The 21,466-nt window shown below is 47.4% G+C and carries 23 protein-coding genes, 1 pseudogene and 1 other annotated feature; of the genes and pseudogenes, 12 read left to right on the top strand and 12 right to left on the bottom strand.

Going from position 1 to position 21,466, the window contains the following annotated elements; all coding sequences use genetic code 11:
- Positions 1 to 42: 42 nt before the first annotated feature.
- The 3 genes from BN3656_RS13630 to BN3656_RS13620 are packed head-to-tail and all read right to left on the bottom strand — an operon-like array spanning position 43 to position 2,832.
- Complete coding sequence (locus tag BN3656_RS13630) at positions 43 to 816, bottom strand: ATP-binding cassette domain-containing protein (RefSeq protein WP_066549157.1); 774 nt, start codon at positions 814 to 816, stop codon at positions 43 to 45.
- Positions 809 to 1,732, bottom strand: coding sequence for an ABC transporter (locus tag BN3656_RS13625; RefSeq protein ID WP_066549155.1), 924 nt, complete (start codon positions 1,730 to 1,732; stop codon positions 809 to 811). Before BN3656_RS13625 ends, BN3656_RS13630 begins: the two co-directional genes overlap by 8 nt.
- 14 nt (positions 1,733 to 1,746) lie before the next feature.
- Positions 1,747 to 2,832, bottom strand: coding sequence for an ABC transporter substrate-binding protein (locus BN3656_RS13620; protein ID WP_066549153.1), 1,086 nt, complete (start codon positions 2,830 to 2,832; stop codon positions 1,747 to 1,749).
- Between the two features lie 57 nt (positions 2,833 to 2,889).
- Positions 2,890 to 3,147: a binding site (T-box leader), on the bottom strand.
- Between the two features lie 147 nt (positions 3,148 to 3,294).
- On the opposite strand from BN3656_RS13620, the gene BN3656_RS13610 reads away from it, so the two are divergent.
- The 4 genes from BN3656_RS13610 to BN3656_RS17010 all read left to right on the top strand — a co-directional run bounded on the left by BN3656_RS13610 (position 3,295) and on the right by BN3656_RS17010 (position 5,316).
- A complete protein-coding gene (locus BN3656_RS13610; RefSeq protein ID WP_066549150.1) occupies positions 3,295 to 3,807 on the top strand; it encodes an isochorismatase family cysteine hydrolase in 513 nt (170 codons plus the stop codon).
- 22 nt (positions 3,808 to 3,829) lie between these two features.
- Positions 3,830 to 4,468, top strand: a complete 639-nt coding sequence (locus BN3656_RS13605; RefSeq protein ID WP_066549146.1) for a cytidylate kinase-like family protein — start codon at positions 3,830 to 3,832, stop codon at positions 4,466 to 4,468.
- Between the two features lie 97 nt (positions 4,469 to 4,565).
- Positions 4,566 to 4,865 carry an RDD family protein gene (locus BN3656_RS13600; protein ID WP_081422965.1) on the top strand — a complete coding sequence of 100 codons (300 nt, stop codon included), beginning with the start codon at positions 4,566 to 4,568 and terminating at the stop codon, positions 4,863 to 4,865.
- The gene (locus BN3656_RS17010) at positions 4,816 to 5,316 is read left to right on the top strand and encodes a DUF1266 domain-containing protein (protein ID WP_066549145.1); all 501 of its coding nucleotides are present in this window, start codon (positions 4,816 to 4,818) and stop codon (positions 5,314 to 5,316) included. The genes BN3656_RS13600 and BN3656_RS17010 overlap by 50 nt, the downstream gene beginning before the upstream one ends.
- A gap of 347 nt (positions 5,317 to 5,663) precedes the next feature.
- Here the strand turns inward: BN3656_RS17010 and BN3656_RS13590 are convergent, their stop codons facing one another.
- The 4 genes from BN3656_RS13590 to BN3656_RS13570 form a co-directional block, all read right to left on the bottom strand.
- Positions 5,664 to 5,918, bottom strand: coding sequence for a hypothetical protein (locus BN3656_RS13590; protein ID WP_066549144.1), 255 nt, complete (start codon positions 5,916 to 5,918; stop codon positions 5,664 to 5,666).
- Positions 5,899 to 6,282 carry a DUF3990 domain-containing protein gene (locus BN3656_RS13585; protein WP_167544884.1) on the bottom strand — a complete coding sequence of 128 codons (384 nt, stop codon included), beginning with the start codon at positions 6,280 to 6,282 and terminating at the stop codon, positions 5,899 to 5,901. The genes BN3656_RS13590 and BN3656_RS13585 overlap by 20 nt, the downstream gene beginning before the upstream one ends.
- Before the next feature lie 505 nt (positions 6,283 to 6,787).
- A complete protein-coding gene (locus BN3656_RS13575; protein ID WP_066549137.1) occupies positions 6,788 to 7,129 on the bottom strand; it encodes a nuclear transport factor 2 family protein in 342 nt (113 codons plus the stop codon).
- A 35-nt stretch (positions 7,130 to 7,164) separates the two neighbouring features.
- Positions 7,165 to 7,956, bottom strand: coding sequence for an SDR family oxidoreductase (locus BN3656_RS13570; RefSeq protein ID WP_066549135.1), 792 nt, complete (start codon positions 7,954 to 7,956; stop codon positions 7,165 to 7,167).
- A 99-nt stretch (positions 7,957 to 8,055) separates the two neighbouring features.
- Here BN3656_RS13570 and BN3656_RS13565 point away from each other — a divergent pair, with 99 nt between their 5' ends.
- From BN3656_RS13565 to BN3656_RS13555, 3 genes and pseudogenes are all read left to right on the top strand, one after another.
- Entirely contained in the window at positions 8,056 to 9,453 is a 1,398-nt protein-coding gene (locus BN3656_RS13565) for a PLP-dependent aminotransferase family protein (protein WP_066549131.1), read from the top strand.
- A 110-nt stretch (positions 9,454 to 9,563) separates the two neighbouring features.
- Positions 9,564 to 10,655 (top strand): annotated as a pseudogene (locus BN3656_RS13560) (iron-containing alcohol dehydrogenase); the annotation flags it as partial.
- A 16-nt stretch (positions 10,656 to 10,671) separates the two neighbouring features.
- On the top strand, positions 10,672 to 12,159 hold the full coding sequence (locus BN3656_RS13555) for an aldehyde dehydrogenase family protein (protein ID WP_066550879.1): 1,488 nt from the start codon (positions 10,672 to 10,674) through the stop codon (positions 12,157 to 12,159).
- A 78-nt stretch (positions 12,160 to 12,237) separates the two neighbouring features.
- Here the strand turns inward: BN3656_RS13555 and BN3656_RS13550 are convergent, their stop codons facing one another.
- From BN3656_RS13550 to aroF, 4 genes are read right to left on the bottom strand one after another with little or no spacing between them, the layout of a single operon-like run.
- Complete coding sequence (locus tag BN3656_RS13550; protein WP_066549130.1) at positions 12,238 to 12,750, bottom strand: GNAT family N-acetyltransferase; 513 nt, start codon at positions 12,748 to 12,750, stop codon at positions 12,238 to 12,240.
- Complete coding sequence (aroA, locus tag BN3656_RS13545; RefSeq protein ID WP_066549126.1) at positions 12,750 to 14,042, bottom strand: 3-phosphoshikimate 1-carboxyvinyltransferase; 1,293 nt, start codon at positions 14,040 to 14,042, stop codon at positions 12,750 to 12,752. Before aroA ends, BN3656_RS13550 begins: the two co-directional genes overlap by 1 nt.
- 21 nt (positions 14,043 to 14,063) lie before the next feature.
- The gene (locus BN3656_RS13540; protein WP_066549122.1) at positions 14,064 to 15,194 is read right to left on the bottom strand and encodes a prephenate dehydrogenase; all 1,131 of its coding nucleotides are present in this window, start codon (positions 15,192 to 15,194) and stop codon (positions 14,064 to 14,066) included.
- 34 nt (positions 15,195 to 15,228) lie between these two features.
- On the bottom strand, positions 15,229 to 16,248 hold the full coding sequence (gene aroF / locus BN3656_RS13535; protein ID WP_066549117.1) for a 3-deoxy-7-phosphoheptulonate synthase: 1,020 nt from the start codon (positions 16,246 to 16,248) through the stop codon (positions 15,229 to 15,231).
- Between the two features lie 329 nt (positions 16,249 to 16,577).
- On the opposite strand from aroF, the gene BN3656_RS13530 reads away from it, so the two are divergent.
- Together BN3656_RS13530 and rd are read left to right on the top strand one after the other, a co-directional pair.
- On the top strand, positions 16,578 to 18,671 hold the full coding sequence (locus tag BN3656_RS13530; RefSeq protein WP_066549114.1) for an elongation factor G: 2,094 nt from the start codon (positions 16,578 to 16,580) through the stop codon (positions 18,669 to 18,671).
- A gap of 88 nt (positions 18,672 to 18,759) precedes the next feature.
- Complete coding sequence (rd, locus tag BN3656_RS13525; RefSeq protein WP_066549112.1) at positions 18,760 to 18,924, top strand: rubredoxin; 165 nt, start codon at positions 18,760 to 18,762, stop codon at positions 18,922 to 18,924.
- Between the two features lie 81 nt (positions 18,925 to 19,005).
- Here the strand turns inward: rd and BN3656_RS13520 are convergent, their stop codons facing one another.
- Positions 19,006 to 19,656 (bottom strand): Crp/Fnr family transcriptional regulator, encoded by a 651-nt coding sequence (locus BN3656_RS13520; RefSeq protein ID WP_066549109.1) that lies wholly within the window; start codon positions 19,654 to 19,656, stop codon positions 19,006 to 19,008.
- 180 nt (positions 19,657 to 19,836) lie between these two features.
- On the opposite strand from BN3656_RS13520, the gene BN3656_RS13515 reads away from it, so the two are divergent.
- From BN3656_RS13515 to BN3656_RS13505, 3 genes are read left to right on the top strand one after another with little or no spacing between them, the layout of a single operon-like run.
- The gene (locus BN3656_RS13515) at positions 19,837 to 20,529 is read left to right on the top strand and encodes a DUF5714 domain-containing protein (RefSeq protein WP_066549108.1); all 693 of its coding nucleotides are present in this window, start codon (positions 19,837 to 19,839) and stop codon (positions 20,527 to 20,529) included.
- 29 nt (positions 20,530 to 20,558) lie between these two features.
- The gene (locus BN3656_RS13510; protein WP_066549104.1) at positions 20,559 to 21,053 is read left to right on the top strand and encodes a hypothetical protein; all 495 of its coding nucleotides are present in this window, start codon (positions 20,559 to 20,561) and stop codon (positions 21,051 to 21,053) included.
- Between the two features lie 25 nt (positions 21,054 to 21,078).
- Entirely contained in the window at positions 21,079 to 21,465 is a 387-nt protein-coding gene (locus BN3656_RS13505; protein WP_066549103.1) for a DUF5655 domain-containing protein, read from the top strand.
- The last annotated feature ends 1 nt before the right edge of the window (position 21,466 follow it).

Here is a 21,466-nt window from a genome sequence, read left to right as displayed (position 1 = left end):
CAGGCTTTGCCGGAAATGGCCGGCTGCCTGATTCTTTTTTTACTAATTTCCGCACTCTATGCTGATTTCATTAAATTTTTTCAGAATATCATCAATTCTTGTTTCTTCTTTTTCTGTTCCCGCTTTGTCCATAATGGCTTTGCCCTGATGCATCATCAGCAGGCGGTTTCCGTAGTCCACTGCATAGCGCAGATTATGGGTTACCATAATGGTAGTCAGATTCTTTTCCCTTACAATGCGGTCTGTGAGCTCCATGATGGTTTCTGCGGTTTTTGGGTCCAGTGCAGCCGTGTGCTCATCCAGGATCAGAAATTCGATCGGAGTCATGGTGGACATAAGCAGCGCCATGGCCTGGCGCTGGCCGCCGGAGAGAACGCCTACCTTTACATCCATCTTATCTTCCAGTCCCAGACCCAGTGTGCGGAGGCTTTCACGGTAAAAATCGATCCGCTGTTTATTTTTTCCGGGGCGCAGATTAAAAAATTTGCCCTTATTGTCTGCCAATGCCATGTTTTCTGCAATCGTCATAGAGGGGCAGGTGCCCATAGCCGGATTCTGGTAGACACGGCCGATGCGGCGCTGGCGTTTGTATTCTGCCATTTTAGTAATATCCTCATTGCCGATGCGGATCGTCCCTTCATCTAAAGGGATACTGCCGCAGATGATATTTAAAAGGGAAGTCTTTCCTGAACCATTGCTTCCTACAACGGATACAAATTCGTGATCCCGGATTGTCAGGTTAAAGTCTTCAAACAGGCACATTTCGTTGACCGTACCCGTATTGTAGTATTTATGGATGTGTTTCAGCTCAAGCATGGCTCTTTACCTTCTTTCCGCCCGCAGGGCTTAATACAAGGATGATCAAAAACAGTACGGAGGTGATCAGTTTTAAATCAGAAGCAGTAACCGGGACAGACAAGTTCAGGCCGGCAATCTTCAGATCGCCTACAAGAAGAGCAGCAGAGACACAGGCCTTATAGAGGATAGAGCCGATGATAACGGCTGTGGTGGATTTTACAAAGCCAAACCGCTTAAAAAGCTGTGTTCCGATGATTACATTTGCCAGACCGATCACCATGGTTCCTGTGCCGGCAGAGATTTCAAAAAAGCCTTTCTGCTGGCAGTATACGCAGCCGGCCAGGGCTGCAAAGCCATTGGCAATTGCCAGACCGATGATTTTTACCAGCCCCTTGTCCTTAGCAAGCGAAGTGACTAATGTCTCGTTGTCGCCTACCGCCCGGAGCAGATAGCCGGATCTTGTTTTTAAATAGGCGTCCAGCAGCACCTTGCAGAGCACGGCCAGTACCAGAAGAATCAGTGTGGTGGTATAGGGCTTAAAAGCTTCCGGTACGTTTGCGGAGAGAAATTCATTTGAAAAAATAGTTTCCTTGCTGAAAATCGGAAGATTCGCTTTTCCCGTGATCCTCAGATTGATGGAATAGAGGGCTGTCATGACAATAATGCCGGAGAGAAGATCGCGGACCTTAAGCTTCACATGGATCAGGCCGGTGACGCATCCGGCCAGAGCGCCGGCTAAAAAGGATACGAAAAGGGCGGCCACAGGAGAGAGGAAGCCTCCTGCAATGCCTGCGGCTGTGACGGCAGCTCCCAGAGGAAAGGTGCCGTCAACGGAAAGGTCCGGGAAATCCAGGATCTTATAGGTAATGTAAACGCCCAGGGCCATAATGGCGTAAACCAGGCCTTCTTCAAGAATACCCAAGATGATTGTCATGATCGTCCTCCAAATTATTGTGCAATAGTGTCAAACATTTCAGCGGCAGAGCTGGTGAGCGATTCGGGAAGAGTGATTCCCAGGTTTTCCGCTACTTCTGTGTTGCCGTAAAAAGCTGCTTCCTTGATGGTTTCGTAATTCATTTCACTGGCTTTTGCCTCGCCCTTTAATACCTTTGCAGCCATCTGTCCGGTCTGCTTTCCAAGCTCAATATAGTCCAGTCCCATAGCTGCCAGACAGCCGATCTTTACCTGTTCAATCTCACTTCCGAATACAGGGATATTTTTGGCGGAAGCCTTGCTTAAGATAACGGGAAGGGAAGCAACCACCGTATTGTCTGTCAGATTAGTAATACAGTCCACCTTTCCGATAAGTGTATCGGCAGCAAGCGGGATATCAGCAGAGGAAGAGATACCGGAATCTATGATCTCAAAGCCGTATTTTGGCGCCAGTTCCTTATACTCAGCAATGGCTGATTCGGAATTTACCTCGCTGGTGGTGTACATGATTCCGATGTTCTTTGCATCGGGAAGAATTTCACGGATCATCTGAAGCTGCTGTTCAATGGGGAGCTTATCACTGGTTCCGGTGATTTCTCCTACAGGAGTCCCGTCCGCATTTGCCAGCTCTGCTGCAACGGGATCGGTTACTGCGGTGAAGATAACGGGGATATCTGTTTTCATTGCCAGGCTGTACTGTGCCTGTGCCATGGGCGTTGCAATGCCGCACATTAAATCAACATCTTTCCCTGCAAAGGTATTGGCAATCTGGCTGGCTGTACCGCCGTCTGCCTGAGCATTGCTGTAGAGGATGGTAAGATTGGTTCCTTCCTCAATTCCTGCCTCCGCCAGTCCCTGGATAAAGCCCTCTCGGCAGTTATCAAGAGAGCCGTGCTCTGCAAACTGTCCGATGCCGATGGTGTAGGATGCGTCTGCGCCTTCTTCCGGAGCAGCATCTGCATTTTCTTTGGAAGAGGAGCTGCTTTCCGCGGTTGTTTTTTCTGCCGGGGCAGAGGATGAACTCTGGGAAGAGGAGCCGCAGCCTGCCAACAGGGATGCGCTCATAGCTGCTGTTAAAAGGATTGCCATTGATTTTCTCATAATATTTTCCTCCTTGATCATGAAAATAAAAAAACGTCCCAATTACAACCTGGTTGTAATTGAGACGAATCGAATCCGCGGTGCCACTCAAATTGACTGAAATAGTCCACTCTCACATACTATCATATGCGCTGCATGCATAACGGGTGCAGAATCCGTCAGTCCCTACATCGACTGCCGTAACCGGTATGTCTGTATCGTTCAGGACCGCCCTCGAAAGTCCATTCAGCTGCCAGCCTAGTACCGCGATCCCACCACCCGCGGCTCTCTGTGAAAATGCTTTGGAAGCTTACTCCTCTTTCTCAATGGTTTGGCTTGTTGTTTTGTATACTAATACAGGAACCGCCATTTGTCAACTACTTTTTGTGTTTTTATTTTTATATTCCCCAAGATGTAAATTTGTGGTATTATTATAATACAAAATGAAAGTTTACACACAAGATCATCGGGAGGAGCAGAATCGTGAAGAAACTTTTAGTGGTTGTAGATATGCAGAAGGACTTCATAGACGGAGCATTGGGTACATTGGAAGCACAGCAGATTGTTCCGGCTGTAAGGAAACGGATCTGTGAATACAGGGAAGCAGGGAATGAGGTTGTATTTACCCTGGACACCCATGGCCCGGATTACATGGATACCATGGAGGGGAAAAAGCTTCCTGTTCCCCACTGTCTGAAGGGAACAGAAGGCTGGGAGCTGGATGCAGGCCTCAGGGAGTTTGACGGAAAGCGCTTTGAGAAAGTTACCTTTGGAAGCCCCGAACTGGCAGAGTATGCAGCGGCAGGCGGATATGAAAGAATTGAGCTTCTTGGACTGTGTACCGATATCTGTGTGATCTCAAATGCCCTGCTGATCAAGGCAAAGACGCCAGAGGCGGAAATCTGCGTAAAGGCGGACTGCTGTGCCGGCGTAACTCCACAAAGCCACGAAAATGCTTTAAACGCTATGAAAATGTGTCATATTGATGTGATCTAACCGAAAAAGGAGGCATAAATCTATGAGCAGCAAACATTTTGTAATTACGGTAGAACGTCAGTACGGAAGCGGAGGACGCTTAACCAGCGAACGTCTGGCAAAAGAACTGGGAATCCATTTCTATGATGAAGAAATCTTGAAGATGACCTCAGAGACCAGCGCCATCGGGGAGCAGTATTTCCGTCTGGCAGATGAAAAGGCGGGAAATAACCTGCTGTACCGCATTGTGACTAATATAAAGCCGGAGCTGTCAGAACCCGACCAGAACGGCCATAAAATCACTTCTCCGGAAAATCTGTTCCGTTTCCAGTCCTCTGTCATCCGCAAGCTGGCTGCATCAGAAAACTGCATCATTGTGGGACGCTGCGGCAACTATGTGCTTCAGGATCAGTTAGATGATGTGATCCGTATTTTTGTATATGCGGATACCGTTACCAGAGTCCGCCGCATTATGGATGTAGATAAGGTAGACGAGGCAGAGGCCCTGCGCCGGATGAAGCGTATTGACCGTACCCGTACCGAGTACCACCGCTACTTTACCGGCCGCAACTGGATGGATATGGAAAACTATGACCTGCCCATCAATGCCAGCCGCATTGACTATGACCAGATGATCGTCCTGATCAAGGATTATATGAGGCTTCGGGGATTTTTGGAGTAGACAGCATGATATGATAGACATTGGGAGAATCTGCCTGGAGATGGGCAGATTCTTTTCAATTTGACAGAGAGTATTATAAGGCTAGCAAGATAGGATTATGAAACGATTTTTTGCACTCATTATTGATTTAATTATTGCCCAAATTATTTTTTCTTTATTTACGTTCTTTATGACACCATCTCCATCCGTGGTGGGACAGCTTTTATACAGGCTAAGTGCCATGATGGTATTTCTGGTATACAATTATATCACTGACAGGGAGTATAATGGCGTATCTATTGGGAAAAAGATATTGGGAATTAAGACAGTAATTCCGGCAGATAAAAAAGAGATTTATTGCATAACCCATGGTTTGCTCAGGCTATTTTTTTATATTTTTTCCAATTACAATTATTGAGCAAATTGTTTCATCAGAGTCCAGAGAACAACTTGAAAAATGGTTTTACGCTGTATATGGACCGGAGGTATACCATTCTGATTGGGAACTGGAATATTTTAATAGTTCCTTTGGAACATATCAAAAAGAAGCCCAGATACGGTTAGAAACGGAATGGATGATTACAGATAGAAAATCAGCAATAGAAACCATTGGAGAACTGCTGAATGGTAAATTCCGGATACCATTTCAAAAATTGATATGTGAGTACAAAGCGAAAGGATATATGGAACTGAGTTTGGAAAAGCTGGCTGAAAAAACAAAAGATGAAAGGGAAATCTATGATCTCATTGTGGCGTACAAAGAAAACGGGGATGGAACAATAGATGCTTTTGATTATTGCGCAGCCATGCGTCTTGTGAGAGAATCTTATTATGCCGGATATATTACAGAGCGGAATATGCAGTGTTAGATCAGATGCTTGAAATTGGAAAGTTTCTACAAGGAAAATTTAATTCTTGGGATGAATTAATGGAAAGTTTCTGTCGAGGAGCTGAATATGATACCCCCCCATATGCATATGAGGGATGGCTAACCTTATACCAATGTATAAGGGATCAGACAGATGTATATCAGATTGATTAGGATTTAAAACTTGAGAAGAAGTGGTAAGAAAATCTAACAAAATATGCTATCTGCAGAAGCGGAAGACACCCATCATGGGACCTGCCGTTTCTGCCTTTTAATTTATAATTTGTTATTTTACATACAGTGTGTTGTCTTTCGTAAGCATTTATGATGTATGATCCGGCTCTATAGTTATCCAAAATTTGAGTTTTTGCTTTTGGAATTGCAGTAGTCGTAAAGATTCAAAAGATAATCTGGGCTTTCTCTCCAAATGCCGGTGGCATAGTCGAAAAGGGCTTCATATACCTTTGAACTGGTAAAGCGAAGTAGTGCATCTTCATAGGAAATACCATCACGTAAAGAGAGTACTTCAATTGTATCACGCATAAGATTAACAGCACAGCTTTCTTTTTGCGGATCCGTGAAATTATAGTTTGATGTCTCCATAGCGGTCACTCCTTATAAATTCAAGATGCTCAATGGTTATTTTGTCGGCTTCCGGAGTTCCGGGAATACCGAAATCAACACCGCCGATATAACGCTGTAAGGTGCGGGCTGTCTGGTCATCCGCGATTTTTCCGCTAATGATATCAATGGTACCGTATTTTTTTAACAGCTGTGGGAACAGGTTCTTTTTTCGGTTTGCTGATACGAAATGAAGCCATTCAACCGTCGCTCCCTGAAAGCAGTATGCCAGTATATTCGGATCATAGTGAAACTTGTAAACAGATACCTGGCCATCTGCAGGATTGAAATCTTCTGGAACACTGCCGATGCGCATAGCTTTTCTAACGGAAAGTTGAACATTCAAGTCCCTCAAAGCAGCAATTTAGGTCAATCTCCGATATGTCAATGTAGCTGCCGTGGTAGAGAAACATTCCATCTTGTAGTTCTATCATACGGTTACACCTCGATTTTTTAACAATGTCTCTAAATCATGAAGCACGCAGGAATAACTATTTAAATGAAGAATATCGTAACATTCAGAGATGAATCCAAGGATATCGTACGTTTTGAATAGTTCAGCGCAGTCACTGGATGACATGTTCCATTTTGATTGAGCCATACGAAATACCCAGCACTGCATATCAGCGATGTCTAGCTGCCTTTCACTCATAGAGCATACCTCCTACTACAATTTTCAATTTAAGTATAGCGTTTTTTTCGGTTTATAGCAATGACAGAATGTAAGCACTTCTTAATTTAAGGATGAAATCCAGATGACTTACCGACTCAGGATGGGAATGAGGAGGAGAGCGGTCATCCGGTACGGATGGGATATAATTGCATGGGACAGAGGATTTCCATGGAGAAGTTCACCGCGGCCGCACCGTAAGCCGTCTGATATGGCCGTCAGCAGAGAGCTGCTGGAGGTTTGCGATCGCCATCACATAGCAGCCTCCAAAGGAAGCAATGAACTCTGCCTGGCGGTCATTTAAGATGACCGGGCTTAGGATGGAATACTGGCGGAACAGAAACTTATTCTGAAAAAACATAGTGATTGCTTCTTTTCCGTAGAGATGGTATTCGTGCTGGGACGTTCCGTTGGGGCAGTAGTCGCAGTAATGCCCGTCTGAAGTGAATAAATCCCCCAGTGCTTTAAAATCCTTCGTTTCAAGTGCTTCTATATATCGTTCAATGGCAGAATGTTCCGTCATGGTGTCTGATCCTTCTTTCTTTTATATCTGAATTTCTAATAAACCTTTTCCGTATTCAACAGCGCATCTGTGCCACCGTCCACAAACATGACGATTCCATTGACGCCTCTGGCCTCAGGAGAGATGAGAAATGTGATCACAGAAGCAATTTCTTCCGGATCCATCTGCTTTTTTGTGCCGTACTTTGTGGGGATCGGAAGGGCATTTAAGGCCGCTGCCGTATCCTTTGACCCGGTAGCTGTCATAGGGGTGTTTACATTCCCAGGAGCCACGGCATTGATCCGGACACCGTTTGCAGCATAGGAGGCAGAGTGGCGGCGCATCCAGCGGCAGAGTGCATACTTGGAGGCAGTGTAGATCTGATCTCCGGTACTTAAGTCTGCTCCATCCATCCGGCCGATCACCTCAAGGATCCGATATTCATCGTCTCTGTTGTTGTTTAAAAGGTCTACCAGATCGGTTTTCATATCTTCCCTGGAAATGGCGCTGGAGGCAGAGATGACACAGGCGCCGTTTTTCTGCTTCAGAAGATCATAGGCGCCTTTTATAATGGAAATGGTTCCGAAATAGTTGACGGAAAGGATTAGACGCAGGTCTTTTCGGGAGCCGGGGATGCCGGCACAGAGGATCAGGCCGTCCAGTCCCTGAGGGCAGAGGCTGAAAAGCTCGTCAATGGCCTTCTGCCTCCCTTCGGGAAGAGACAGATCTGCTTCAATATCTCCACGCTTCCAGTCTATATTGATGGTTTCATGGCCTTTTTGCTTTAAAATGGAAATGGTTTTTGCTCCGATTCCGTTAGAACCTCCGGTTACTGCATAGACTCCCATACGATTTCCTCCCTTTACAAATGGCATTACCCCTATTATAATCGAAATTGAACTCTATTTAATACCCAGTTTTAATAAAAAAAAGGATACCAGATAAAAATGCTGCATTATGAATTAGTGAAAAAAAGGGGGTGTCCCCTCTATGAATGTCTTTATGAATGTCTGAGGGAGGACATTCTCAGAGGCCGTCTCCTGCCGGGAACAAAGCTGCCTTCCAGAAGAGAGCTTGCCAGAGATAATGGGATCAGTGTGAAAACCGTGGTGAATGCCTATGAACAGCTCCTGGTGGAGGGTTATCTGATCGCAAAGGAGAAAAAGGGCTATTTTGTAGCAGACGTAGAGACCATGGATCAGTATCATCCTGAGAAAGCAGAATATCCCCAGCTGTACCGGGAGGAGAAGTGGTTTGCAGATTTTACGGCTAACAATACCATATATGAAAAATTCCCCTTTTCCATGTGGCGAAAGGTCATGCGGGAGGTGCTTTCCGAGTACGATATGGAGCTGGTGCAGAGAGCCCATTTTCTGGGAGTCAGGCAGCTGAGAGAGGTTATTGCAGACTATTTATACAGGCTGAGAGGGATTGTGGTATCTCCGGAATGTATTGTCATAGGAGCAGGAATTGAATATCTTTATGGAAAGCTTGTAAAGCTGCTTCCCGGAGACTCTGTTTATGGGGTGGAAAATCCGGGATACAAAAAGATTCCCAGGATCTACGAGGAATATGGTCTATCCTGGAGATATACGGAAATGGATGAAAATGGGATCAGTATGGAAAGCTTAAGAGAAAGCGGGGCAGATGTGATCCATGTGTCACCGGAGCATCATTATCCTCTGGGGACAGTCATGTCTGCCGCAAGAAGACAGGAGCTTTTAAATTGGGCCGTAGAAAAGGAAGGCAGATATGTGATCGAGGATGATTATGACTGCGAGTTCCGCTACCGTTCCCGCTCAATCCCTGCCCTAAAGAGCATGGATCGGAATGGGAGGGTGATCTATATGAATACTTTCAGCAAAACTCTGGCTCCTGCGATCCGGATCAGTTACATGGTACTGCCGGAAGCGCTGATCAGCCGGTATATTGATAATGCCAATTTCTATTCCAACACAGCCTCTGCATGTGAGCAGTATGCTCTGGCAAAGTTTATGGAGAAAGGGTATTTTGAGCGTCATCTGAGCCGCCTTAAGAAATATTATCACACAGAGGGGGAACGGCTGATCCGGATCATCCGCCAGTCCTCCCTGCTCCCGGTAGCAGATGTACGGGGCGGAGAGAGCGGAACCCATTTGCTGGTAAAGCTGGATACGTCTCTCACAGACGGACAGATTCGTGAGAAAGCGAAGCAGCAGGGGATTTTAGTAGCCTGTCTGTCCCAGTTTTGTACCAGGGTGCGTCCGGAGTATGAAAGGGTACTGGTGCTCAATTACAGCGATATGGATGAGGGACGGCTTCGTGAAGCGGTCCGAAGACTTGGAAATGTATTTATGCAATGGTAAAGGATGCTAAACTGGCATCCTTTTATTATTTTGTTTTGGCTGTTTTAAAGAGCGCAGATGGGTGGTAGGATGATGGTGTCACGGGGGTAACGGACCGAAACAGGGGTTATGAAACAGGCGGTCTGATGAAGAGCCTGGGAGGCAAAAAGACACTGATCGTTACGGATGCATTCCTGGAGAAACGGGGAATGGCAGCCATGATCCAGGGAATTTTATCCGAAGCTGGAGTAGAGAGCGTAGTATTTGGGGGCGCAGAGCCAAACCCCAAGGATACCAATGTAGAAGCCGGATTAAGGGTATTTAAGGAAAACGGCTGTGATTCCATTATCTCTTTAGGCGGCGGCTCTTCCCATGACTGTGCAAAGGGGATCGGCCTTGTAGCTTCCAACGGAGGAAATATACGGGATTATGAAGGAATCGACCGTTCCACAAAGAATATGTGTCCCATGGTCGCAATCAATACAACCGCAGGAACGGCGTCTGAGATCACACGCTTCTGTATTATTACAGATACCAGCCGCCATGTAAAGATGGCAATCGTTGACTGGAGAGTGACGCCTCAGATCGCAATCAACGATCCGAAGCTTATGGTGGGAATGCCTCCGTCACTGACTGCTGCAACGGGGATGGATGCGTTGACACACGCTATCGAGGCTTATGTATCAACCAATGCTAACCCGCTGACCGATGCGGCGGCTCTGATGGCCATTACCATGATTACCCAGTATCTGCCAAAGGCAGTAGCAAACGGTACCTATATGAAGGCCAGAAATAAGATGGCTTACGGTCAGTATCTGGCAGGTATTGCTTTTAACAATGCGTCACTTGGCTATGTACACGCCATGGCCCATCAGCTGGGCGGCTTTTATAATCTGCCTCACGGCGTCTGCAACGCGATCCTGCTTCCTCATGTAGAAGAATTTAACCTGATCGGAAATATGAACCGTTTCCGCGATATTGCCAAGGCAATGGGCGAAAATATTGAAGGGCTTTCCGCCACAGAGGCTGCAAAGAAAGCGATTCATGCAATCCGCCAGATCAGCGAGCAGGTAGGAATCCCGAAGGATTTAAGAAGTCTGGGCGTAAAGGAAGAAGATTTTGAGATCATGGCAGAGAATGCAATGAAGGATGTATGCCAGTTAACCAATCCGCGCAAGGCAACCAAGGAGCAGGTAATTGGAATTTATAAAGCTGCGTATTAAAAAGGAGGAAATCATTATGAAGAAGGCAGAGCTTCAGAGTAAATATCAGTTATTGATCGGAGGACAGTGGAAGGACGCTTCAGACGGGAAGCTTTTTAAGACCACCTGTCCTGCAGACGGGAGCTTTCTGGCAGAGTGCGCCGAGGCTACAAGAGAGGATGTAGATGAGGCGGTAGCTGCAGCCTGGAAAGCATTTGAAAGCTGGAAGAATACAACCGTGGCAGAGCGGGCCGCTGTCTTAAATAAGATTGCAGATATCATTGACGCCAATAAGGAGCATCTGGCTATGGTAGAGTCTATGGACAACGGAAAGCCCATCCGTGAGACACTGGCCGTTGACGTGCCTATGGCGGCAGATCATTTCCGCTATTTCGCAGGCTGTATCCTGGCGGAAGAGGGAAGCGCCAATATGCTGGGAAATACGACCTTAAGCCTGATCTTAAGAGAACCCATCGGCGTGGTAGGCCAGATTGTCCCATGGAACTTCCCCTTCCTTATGGCTGCCTGGAAGCTGGCTCCTGTGCTGGCAAGCGGCTGCTGCAGTGTATTTAAGCCATCCAGCACCACTTCCTTAAGCGTACTGGAATTTGCAAGACTGGTGCAGGATGTAATCCCGGCAGGCGTATTCAATGTAATTACAGGCTCCGGCTCCCGTTCCGGCCAGTATATGCTGGAGCACAAGGGCTTTAGAAAGCTGGCATTTACCGGTTCTACCGAGGTAGGACGCAGCGTAGCTATGGCAGCGGCTGAAAAACTGATCCCATCCACGCTGGAACTGGGCGGAAAATCTGCCAATATCTTCTTTGAGGACTGTGACTGGGAGATGGCTATGGACGGCCTGCAGATGGGTATCCTGTTCAACCAGGGCCAGGTCTGCTGCGCAGGCTCCCGCGTGTTCGTCCAGGAGAGCATTTACGACCGCTTCGTAGAGGAGGCTGTCAAGCGCTTTAACCAGGTGAAGGTTGGGCTTCCATGGGAAGAGGATACCCAGATGGGCAGCCAGATCGACCGCCGTCAGATGGAGAAGATCTTAAAATATGTGGAAATCGGTAAAGAAGAGGGCGCAAAGCTGCTCTGCGGCGGTGTTCAGGCCAAAGAGGGCGAGCTGGAAAAGGGCTGTTTCCTTCGTCCTACCCTCTTAGGTGATGTTACCAACCACATGAGAGTGGCTCAGGAGGAAATTTTCGGACCGGTGGCCTGCATCCTGAAGTTTAAGACAGAGGAAGAGGTCATTGCCATGGCAAATGACAGTGAGTACGGACTGGGCGGTGCTGTATGGACCAGAGATATCAATCGTGCCCTGCGCGTGGCAAGAGGCGTGGAAACAGGCCGCATGTGGGTAAATACCTATAATGCAATCCCTGAGGGAGCCCCCTTTGGCGGATATAAGCAGTCCGGCATTGGACGTGAAACCCACAAGGTAATCCTGGATCACTATACCCAGATGAAGAATATCATGATCAATCTGGCAGAGGTTCCCACCGGATTTTATCCTGCAAAATAAAATATAAAAAACATCCCCTGTAATCAGGCGGTCAGAATGATACATTCCGGCTGGCCGGTTACAGGGGATTTCTTTTGGTTACAGCGTGATCCAGTACCGCTGCATCACGGTTCCGTCTTCTTTTTCAATTTCATTTTCAAGGATGCCGCCGTTGTTCATAATGCTTTTGGCAGATCCAGTATTTTCCTTTTTGCAGGTCATAAGGACGCGGGTGATACCCAGTTTTTTACATTCCTCAAGTCCCAGGGCAATCATCCGGGTAGCAATTCCCTTCCGGCGTTCAGAAGGACGTACCCCGTCTCCGATGTGGCCGCCGAATTTTAAAAGATGGTCATTTAAATAATGACGGATATTGATGGCTCCCACCAGGATATTTCTCTCTTTATCCAGACAGAAAAAGGTAGAATCGGGCACCAGGCCGGGAACCGCCTCCGTAAGCTCCAGGCTGTCTAAATAGGCTGGGAAATCATGAATGTCTGCCTGATCAATAGCACTTGGGATGATGGCTTCACCGGAGGCCTTCCATTCACGGAGCATATCCTCGGCCATTTCCCGGTATTCAGGCCCCATTTTTACTAACTGTAAATCCATTAACAAACGCCTCCCTTTTGAATCAGTCCCATCAACTCCTCATAGAAGCGGGGATAGGAGATATTGACACAGTCCGCGCCCTGTATGGTTGTGAGTCCTTCCGCACATTGGGCGGTCACAGCAAAGGTCATGGCGATCCGGTGATCTAAGTGGCTGTTGATCACAGCTCCATGGAGGGGCTTTCCGCCGCGGATGATCATGCCGTCCTCTGTTTCAGTCACATCAGCGCCCATGGCAGTGAGGTTTTCAACCATGACGGCAATGCGGTTGGATTCCTTGACTTTTAATTCCCCTGCATCACAGATCCTTGTTTCCCCTTCTGCCGCAGCCGCCATGGCAGCGATCATGGGAAGCTCGTCAATGAGGGTAGGAATGATGGCACCGCCGACGGTGGTTCCGTGAAGGGCGCTGTGGCGGACCAGGATATCTGCCGTTGGTTCTCCCTCCTGGCCCCGTACATTTAAAAGGGTCAGATCGGCTCCCATGGCGCGGCATACATGGAGAAGCCCGTCTCTGGTAGGGTTGATGCCTACATTTTTGATCAGGATTTCAGAGCCGGGAACCATCAGGCCGGCTGCAATAAAGTAGGCGGCAGAGGAAATATCTCCCGGTACCATGACCTTTTGACCGTAGAGCTGGGAAGCAGGGGAGATGGAGGCGGTTGTCTTTTCGGTGGAAACAGAGGCTCCAAATAGCTTTAGCATCCGTTCGGAATGATTTCTCGATACAAAGGGCTCTGTGACCTGGGTCATGCCGTCTGCATAAAGGCCAGCCAGCAGAATGGCGGATTTTACCTGGGCAGAGGCTACCTTTGAGGTGTAATGAATCCCATGAAGCTTTGTGCCACGGATCAGGAGTGGAGCACAGTCATTTCCCAGGATGCTTGTGATATCGGCTCCCATCCGGGAAAGGGGCTCCATAATCCGCTTCATGGGCCGTTTCTGGATAGAAGCATCTCCTGTGAGAGTAACGTCAAAATCCTGTGCGCTGAGGATGCCTGAGATCAGGCGGGTGGTGGTGCCGCTGTTTCCGCAGTCCAATATAGTTTCCGGTTTTTTTAGGCCGTGAAGGCCGTTTCCATGTACCAGAACCACATCCCCTTTATTTTCAATGGAAACGCCCATTTTTTCAAAACAGGAGATGGTAGAAAGACAGTCGGCGCCCTGAAGAAAGCCGTGGATTTCCGTGGTTCCCTTTGCAAGAGAGCCGAACATAACCGCCCGGTGGGAAATGGATTTATCACCGGGAACTGTGATTTCGCCCCGGAGGGGACCCCATTTTTTCAGTTCCATAAAATATGATTCCTTTCTGTTTTACAGCCGCACCAGCTCAAACTTGTATTTTTCAAGCCGTTCCCAGGCCTCCTTCATGGAAGCCTCGTCATAAAAGGCAATTTTTAAAGCGCCTTCGCCGTGTTCTCTGTTGTTGTTGATGCCGATATTTTTAATACTGATGCCCTTTGCGGCTAAAATAACGGCAATAGTAGAAATGGATCCCACCTCGTCCACCACATCAACTGAAAATTCATAGGAGGGTTCGATAGGGCCTTTTGCCCGGTCTGTAATGGAATCTCGGTAGGTGCGTGATTTTTCAAACAGCCGGTAAATCTCTTTGTCCTTGTGTCCGCGGATCTGATCCAGAATATCCTGAAGGGAGCCGATATACTGCTCCAGCATATCTCCGATGGGCCCGGCGTTTGTCATGCAGATCTGCTCCCACATTTCAGGAGAGCAGGAGGCGATGCGGGTAATGTCCTTAAAGCCGCCTGCTGCGACCCTGCGCATGATGCCTTCCGGGGAATCGCTGTCCTTTACCAGGTTTACCAGGCTGGAGGCCACCAGATGGGGCAGATGGCTGATGGCAGCCGTTACCCGGTCATGCTCCCTGTAATCCAGCACCAGAGGGATTGCTCCCACAGCCTGAGCCACTGCCAGCAGACGGCAGACGTTGTCCGAATAGGATGCAGAGGGCTCTGTCAGGCCTTCTGGCGGGGTCACAATATAATAGGCATTTTCCAAAAGATGATCTGTAGAATGTTCATAGCCTGTTTTTTCGGATCCGGCCATGGGATGGCCTCCCACAAAACAGTGGGAAAGGCCCTGGCGCAGGATTTCTTTATGGATATCTGTTTTGGTGCTCCCTACATCTGTGATCAATGCTCCCGGTTTTAAATAGGGGCGGATGGCAGAGAGATACTGGGCATTATACTCCACAGGAGTACATAGGAAAATGATATCACATTCCAGGAGCTCTTCCCCGATCCCATTTAAGATCACGTCTATAATACCGTCTTTTTTGGCCTGCTCTAATTTGGAGCGGGTCCGCATATAGGCCATAATGCGGATATCTGGACGGGCCCGCTTGAGCCCCCTTGCAAGGGAACCGCCGATCAGTCCCAGACCGATAAAGGCTATAGTGGAGTCCTTGATTGTAAATTGTTCCATAAGATGCAGCCCCCTTTATCTTAAGATTTCCCTTTTACCGTGTGACCGTTCTGCCTGCCAGATCACAGTATGGCTTTAAGTCGGCCATGAGCTTTTCAAAGGCGTCAAAGGTCAGAGACTGGGGGCCGTCAGACAGGGCGCAGGCCGGATTTGGGTGAACCTCGATCATCAATCCGTCTGCTCCTACGGCGATCGCAGCCTTTGCCAGAGGCTCTACATAGGCTCTTACACCGGTGGCATGGCTGGGGTCTACGATAATAGGGAGATGGCTCTTCTGGCGGATCACAGGCACGGCGCTGATGTCCAGAGTGTTGCGGGTAGAGGTCTCATAGGTGCGGATACCGCGCTCGCAGAGTACGATATTTGGATTCCCCTCAGAAATGATGTACTCTGCTGCATTGAGCCATTCATCAATGGTAGCGCACAGGCCTCTCTTTAAGAGAACGGGCATACCGGATTTTCCTGCCTCCTTTAAAAGCTCAAAATTCTGCATATTTCTGGCGCCGATCTGGAGCATATCCACATACTTGGAGGCAGCCTCGATGGCGTGGGCGCTGGTGACCTCGCAGATCACATTTAAACCGGTGGCTTCTCTGGCTTCCTTCATATATTTTAAGCCCTCTTCCTCTAAGCCCTGGAAGGAGTAGGGAGAAGTACGGGGCTTGTAAGCGCCGCCCCGGAGGAAGGTAGCTCCGGCTTTCTTTACTGCAAAGGCGGTTTCCATTAACTGTTCTCTTGACTCAATGGCACAGGGGCCGGCCATAACGGTGAGCGTGCCAGGGCCGATATGGGTATTGCCTACCGAGATCACAGAATCATCCGGATGGAATTTCTTATTTACAAGCTTATAGGATTCAGTGACGGAAACAACCTTGTCTACGCCTTCGCTCATTTCGATGTTGCTTCCCATCAGCTTTGTCTTATCGCCTACCACGCCTACGATGGTTACCTGGGAGCCCTCGGAAAGATGGGGCTGAAGTCCTTTTGCTTCAATCAGATCGGTTACTTTTTTTACAGCCTCTTTGGAGGCGTCTGGCTTCATGATAATGATCATTTGTCTTCTCCTTTTCGTAGGGACACTGCTGTCTGCCCTAACCTCTTTTTTCTGATATCCTTCAGTTTAAAGCCTGTGTCTGAAAATGTCAACACTTTATTACTTTAAAGTTTCACACTTTTATGTACAAAATCATCATGCGGCGCAAAGGTGTGTAAGCAAAAAATGTCAAAGAATTGGAAAAGCCAGTTTAGTTTTATGATCTTTCACGGACATTAAAATAAAAATAAAAATTTCATTGTGCAAATAAGTCAAAAAGCTTGAAAAATTCTGAAAAATTTAGTAGAATAGACACATGGCTTAAATAAATATGCACAGGAGGGAAGTTTATGAACGTATATGGTACTGAACAAATCCGCAACGTTGTATTACTTGGACACGGAGGCGCCGGTAAGACGACCGTTGCGGAGGCTCTGGCATTTATTACAGGTGTAACAAAGCGTATGGGTAAGGTGCCCGACGGCAACACCATCAGTGATTATGACAAAGAAGAGATCAAGAGGCAGTTCTCCATTTCCACCACCCTCATTCCTCTGGAATATGAAGGCGAAAACGGGCCTGTTAAGATCAATCTCCTGGATACTCCCGGATTTTTTGATTTCGTGGGAGAAGCAGAGGAAGCTATCAGCGTAGCAGACGCTGCCATTATCGTTGTAAACTGCAAGGCCGGCATTGAACCCGGCACAGAGAGAGCATGGGAGATGTGCGAAAAGTACAATCTGCCCAGACTGATTTTCGTCACCAATATGGATGATGATCATGCCAGCTATCGTGAGCTGGTGGTAAAGCTGGAAAAGAAGTTCGGACGTAAGATCGCTCCGTTCCAGCTGCCTATTCGTGAAAATGAAAAATTCGTGGGCTTTGTCAACGTGGTTAAGATGGCAGGACGCCGTTTTACTACTTTAAGCGATTATGAGGAGTGCGAGATTCCCGACTATGTTCGGAAGAACCTGACCATCGCAAGGGACGCTCTCATCGAGGCCGTTGCAGAGACCAGTGAGGAATATATGGAACGCTACTTCCTGGGCGAAGAGTTTACGCAGGAAGAAATTTCACAGGCACTCAGAACTCATGTAATCGAGGGCGATATCGTTCCTGTTATGATGGGTTCCGGCATTAACTGCCAGGGATTTAAGGTGCTTTTGCAGGCCATGGACAAATACTTCCCGTCACCGGATCATTTTGAGTGTATTGGAGTAGACGTATCCACAGGCGAACGCTTTACTGCAAAGTACAATGATGATGTATCCCTGTCTGCAAGAGTATTTAAGACCATTGTAGATCCATTTATTGGAAAATATTCTCTGATGAAGATCTGTACCGGTACGTTAAAGGGAGACACAACGGTATATAATGTAAATAAGGATGCTGAGGAGAAGATCGGAAAGCTTTATGTGCTCCGCGGTAAGGACGTGATCGAGGTTTCCGAGTTAAAGGCCGGTGATATCGGAGCAGTGGCAAAGCTTACAGTGACTCAGACTGGAGACACCATGGCAGTGCGCACCGCACCGATCGTATACCACAAGCCTCAGATTTCCACTCCATATACATATATGGCCTACAAGGCAGTAAATAAGGGCGAGGATGACAAGGTATCCACCGCTCTGGCACGTATGATGGAAGAGGATCTGACCCTGATCGTTAAAAATGACGCAGAAAACCGCCAGTCTCTGATCTATGGAATCGGCGACCAGCAGCTGGATGTAGTGGTAAGCAAGCTGCAGTCTCGTTATAAGGTGGCAGTTGAGCTTTCCAAGCCGAAATTTGCCTTCCGCGAGACCTTGCGAAAGAAGGTAAAGGTACAGGGCAAGCACAAAAAGCAGTCCGGCGGCCATGGACAGTACGGCGATGTTATCATGGAGTTTGAGCCCTCCGGCGATCTGGAGACACCGTATGTATTTGAGGAGAAGGTATTCGGCGGTTCCGTACCGAAGAATTACTTCCCCGCAGTTGAGAAGGGTCTTCAGGAGTGCGTACAGAAGGGGCCTCTGGCCGGTTATCCGGTAGTCGGCTTAAAGGCGACTCTGTTAGACGGTTCCTACCATCCGGTAGATTCCTCTGAGATGGCATTTAAGATGGCTACTATTCTGGCTTTTAAGCAGGGCTTCGTGGATGCCAATCCGGTTCTTCTGGAGCCGATTGCTTCTCTGAAGGTAACCGTTCCGGATCGTTTCACCGGTGATGTTATGGGTGACTTAAACCGCAGAAGAGGCCGTGTTCTTGGCATGGAATCCGATCACCATGGCAAACAGGTCATTGAGGCAGATATCCCAATGTCTGAGCTGTTTGGTTACAATACCGATCTTCGTTCCATGACCGGTGGTCTGGGAGACTACTCCTATGAATTCAGTCGTTATGAGCAGGCTCCCGGCGATGTTCAGAAGCGTGAAATCGAAGCAAGAGCCGCAGCAAAAGAAGAATAAATAAAATGATAAATGTTGCATATATCACAGAAAACAGCAGATACTTGTGGTAAGATAACTCTAGATTTACGAAAGGAGATTTTAAATTATGAAGAAATATGTATGTGATCCATGTGGATATATTTATGACCCTGAGTTAGGAGATCCGGACAGCGGTATTGCTCCCGGTACAGCGTTTGAGGATATTCCTGAGGATTGGGTATGCCCGATCTGCGGAGTTGGCAAGGATCTGTTTTCTGTAGTAGAAGAATAGGATTGTTTTGATCTCTGAATAAAAAGACAGCGTCTGAGGAAATTTTCCCAGGCGCTGTCTTTCGTTGTGCCCGTAAAATACCTATACCAGCAGCCGGATTGATTTCCGGTCAATTTCCACCAGTTTTTCATCCTTCATCTTTTTCAGTTCCCGCGTCATGGCGCTGCGGTCAATAGAAAGATAATCAGCCAGATCTACCATGGTAAAGGGAAGCTGGAAGGCAGAAGAGCCAAAATGGACAGCCTGTTGGGAAAAAAAGCACATGAGCTTGTCACGGATAGTACGCTGGGAAAGAACCTCTACCCTGCGGCTTAGATCTCTGACCCGGCAGGAGATCAGATCCATAAGGTTTCTTGTAAGCTGGTGGTGAAAGGCGCAGGCATTTGTGCAGGAAGCACAGATGCGGTCGTATTTAATAAAAAGGACATCACATTCCGTATCGCAGATGACACTCACGCCGGTCTGGTCGCTGCTTTCGTAGGAGAGCATGGAGCCGAAGATGCTCTGGGGAACCAGTTGTTCCAAAATGGTCCTGGCCCCGTTGTATTCGAAACGTACTACAGAAGCTCTTCCCCGGCCTATAATGCCGATTTCCTGAGAGCCTGAGTCATAGCAGCAGATGGTTTCATCCGGCCGGAAGGTTTTTATCCGCCCCTCCATGCAGGAGATCAGATGTTTGTACTCATCTAATGAGATGTTTTTAAATAGGTTTTTCTGAAAAAAGTCTGTCATATGGGAATCCCTTCTTTTAGTAGTTTAGATGTAAACTGTTGTTATTATAAAACATATCTGTTGCATTTGCAACATAAAGCGGGGGTCTGTAAAGAGATTGTAAAGAAAAATCCCTTTGCTTTTATGCATATTTCCTGTATCTTATAATTATAGAAATGAGTGATAAAGGAGAACTATACAATGAAAGAGGAATGTCTGATCTGCCGTCAGCCATTAGAATATCTGGAGGAGGATGTTTTGATGGAATGTGCGGTCTGCCATAAAAAAGAAAGCAGTAAAACACGCTGTATTCAGGGGCATTATGTGTGCAGTGAGTGTCATACCCAGGGGATGGACAGTATAATCGGGCTGTGTCTGCATGAACACAGCAAAAATCCTATTAAGATAATTGACAAAATGATGGCGATGCCTTTTTGCCATATGCATGGACCGGAGCACCATGTAATGGTCGGAGCTGCGCTGCTTACTGCCTATCATAATGCAGGGGGAAAGGTGGAGCTTGGGAAGGCCCTGCCGGAGATGTACCGCCGCGGAAAGGAGGTTCCCGGAGGAGCCTGTGGTTTCTGGGGAGCCTGCGGAGCAGGGATCAGTACGGGGATGTATCTGTCGATTGTTACAAAATCCACTCCTCTGGCAGAAACAGAATGGGGACTGTCCAATCAGATGACAGCAAGGGCGCTTCAAAAGATTGGTGAAGCGGGAGGCCCTCGCTGCTGTAAACGGGATTCCTACCTGTCGATCATAGAGGCGGTAAGGTTCACTGAGGAAAAGCTTGGAGTCCATATGGAAATAAAAGAGTTTTCCTGTACGCGTTCCGACCGGAACAACCAATGTATTCAGAAAGCTTGTCCATTTTATAAGGCCGGGAGATAATTTTTTTAAAGAGGTGGGGGTGTGCTTTTATGGAAAAATTAAAAAAATACGGAAACAGTATCTGGAGAGTTCCGCTGATCGCGGTAATTGCAGACTTTCTCTATGCCCCGATTTATACAAGAATCGTGCTTGGTTTTGGCATAATCCAACCAGGGGTGATTGACAAAAGGGTATCGCTGTTTGCGGACGCGGGAATTACTATGGCAGTTTTGATATTGGGCGGAATGCTTCTCCTCCGGGGACTGTCAAAAAAGGAGATATTTATTTCTGCATTTGTGCTTTCTGCCTATGGAATACTTCTGCTTCTGGTTCAATCACTTCTTGGTGCGGTAACGGGACCTGGAGCTATTGTGTTTATGTACCTGTGGAAGCCGCTGGAATGGACGGGCTTTTTCGTGGATTTTTCTTTCTATTTGAGGGAACGCTTTGGTTTTTCCCTCCCGTTGATCGGTTGGCTGAGATGCTTGGTCCCGTTTCTGTTTGTGCTATTCGGGCGTACGACACATAAATCCGAAAAAATATGAAACGCTGGCAGAAGGGAGTGCTTTTATGGATCATACGGTACAGGACGCCAGACCGTTTTTTGATTCCTGCCCGGATACATATCCGCTGTATGAATGTTTTGTTCAAATGCTGGTTTCACGTTTTCCGGAAACCAGAATAAAGGTGCAGAAATCACAGATTTCTTTTTATAACAGACACCTCTACGACTGTGTGTCATTTCTGAGAGTGAAAAAGAAGGCAGAGCTTCCAGAAAGCTATTTTGTACTGACTCTGGGACTGGCAGAGCCTTTAAATTCGGATCGTGTGGCTGTAAAGACAGAGCCATATCCGGGCAGATGGACCACTCATTTTGTGATCAGTAAGCCCTCTGATCTGGATGAGGAGCTGTTTGGCTGGATTACTCAGGCGTATGATTTTGCGCAGTTAAAATGAG

It is taken from the genome of Clostridium sp. AT4 (genome assembly GCF_001517625.2).
Taxonomy (GTDB): Bacteria; Bacillota; Clostridia; order Lachnospirales; family Lachnospiraceae; genus Enterocloster.
This window is presented reverse-complemented; position numbering and strand designations above follow the sequence as displayed.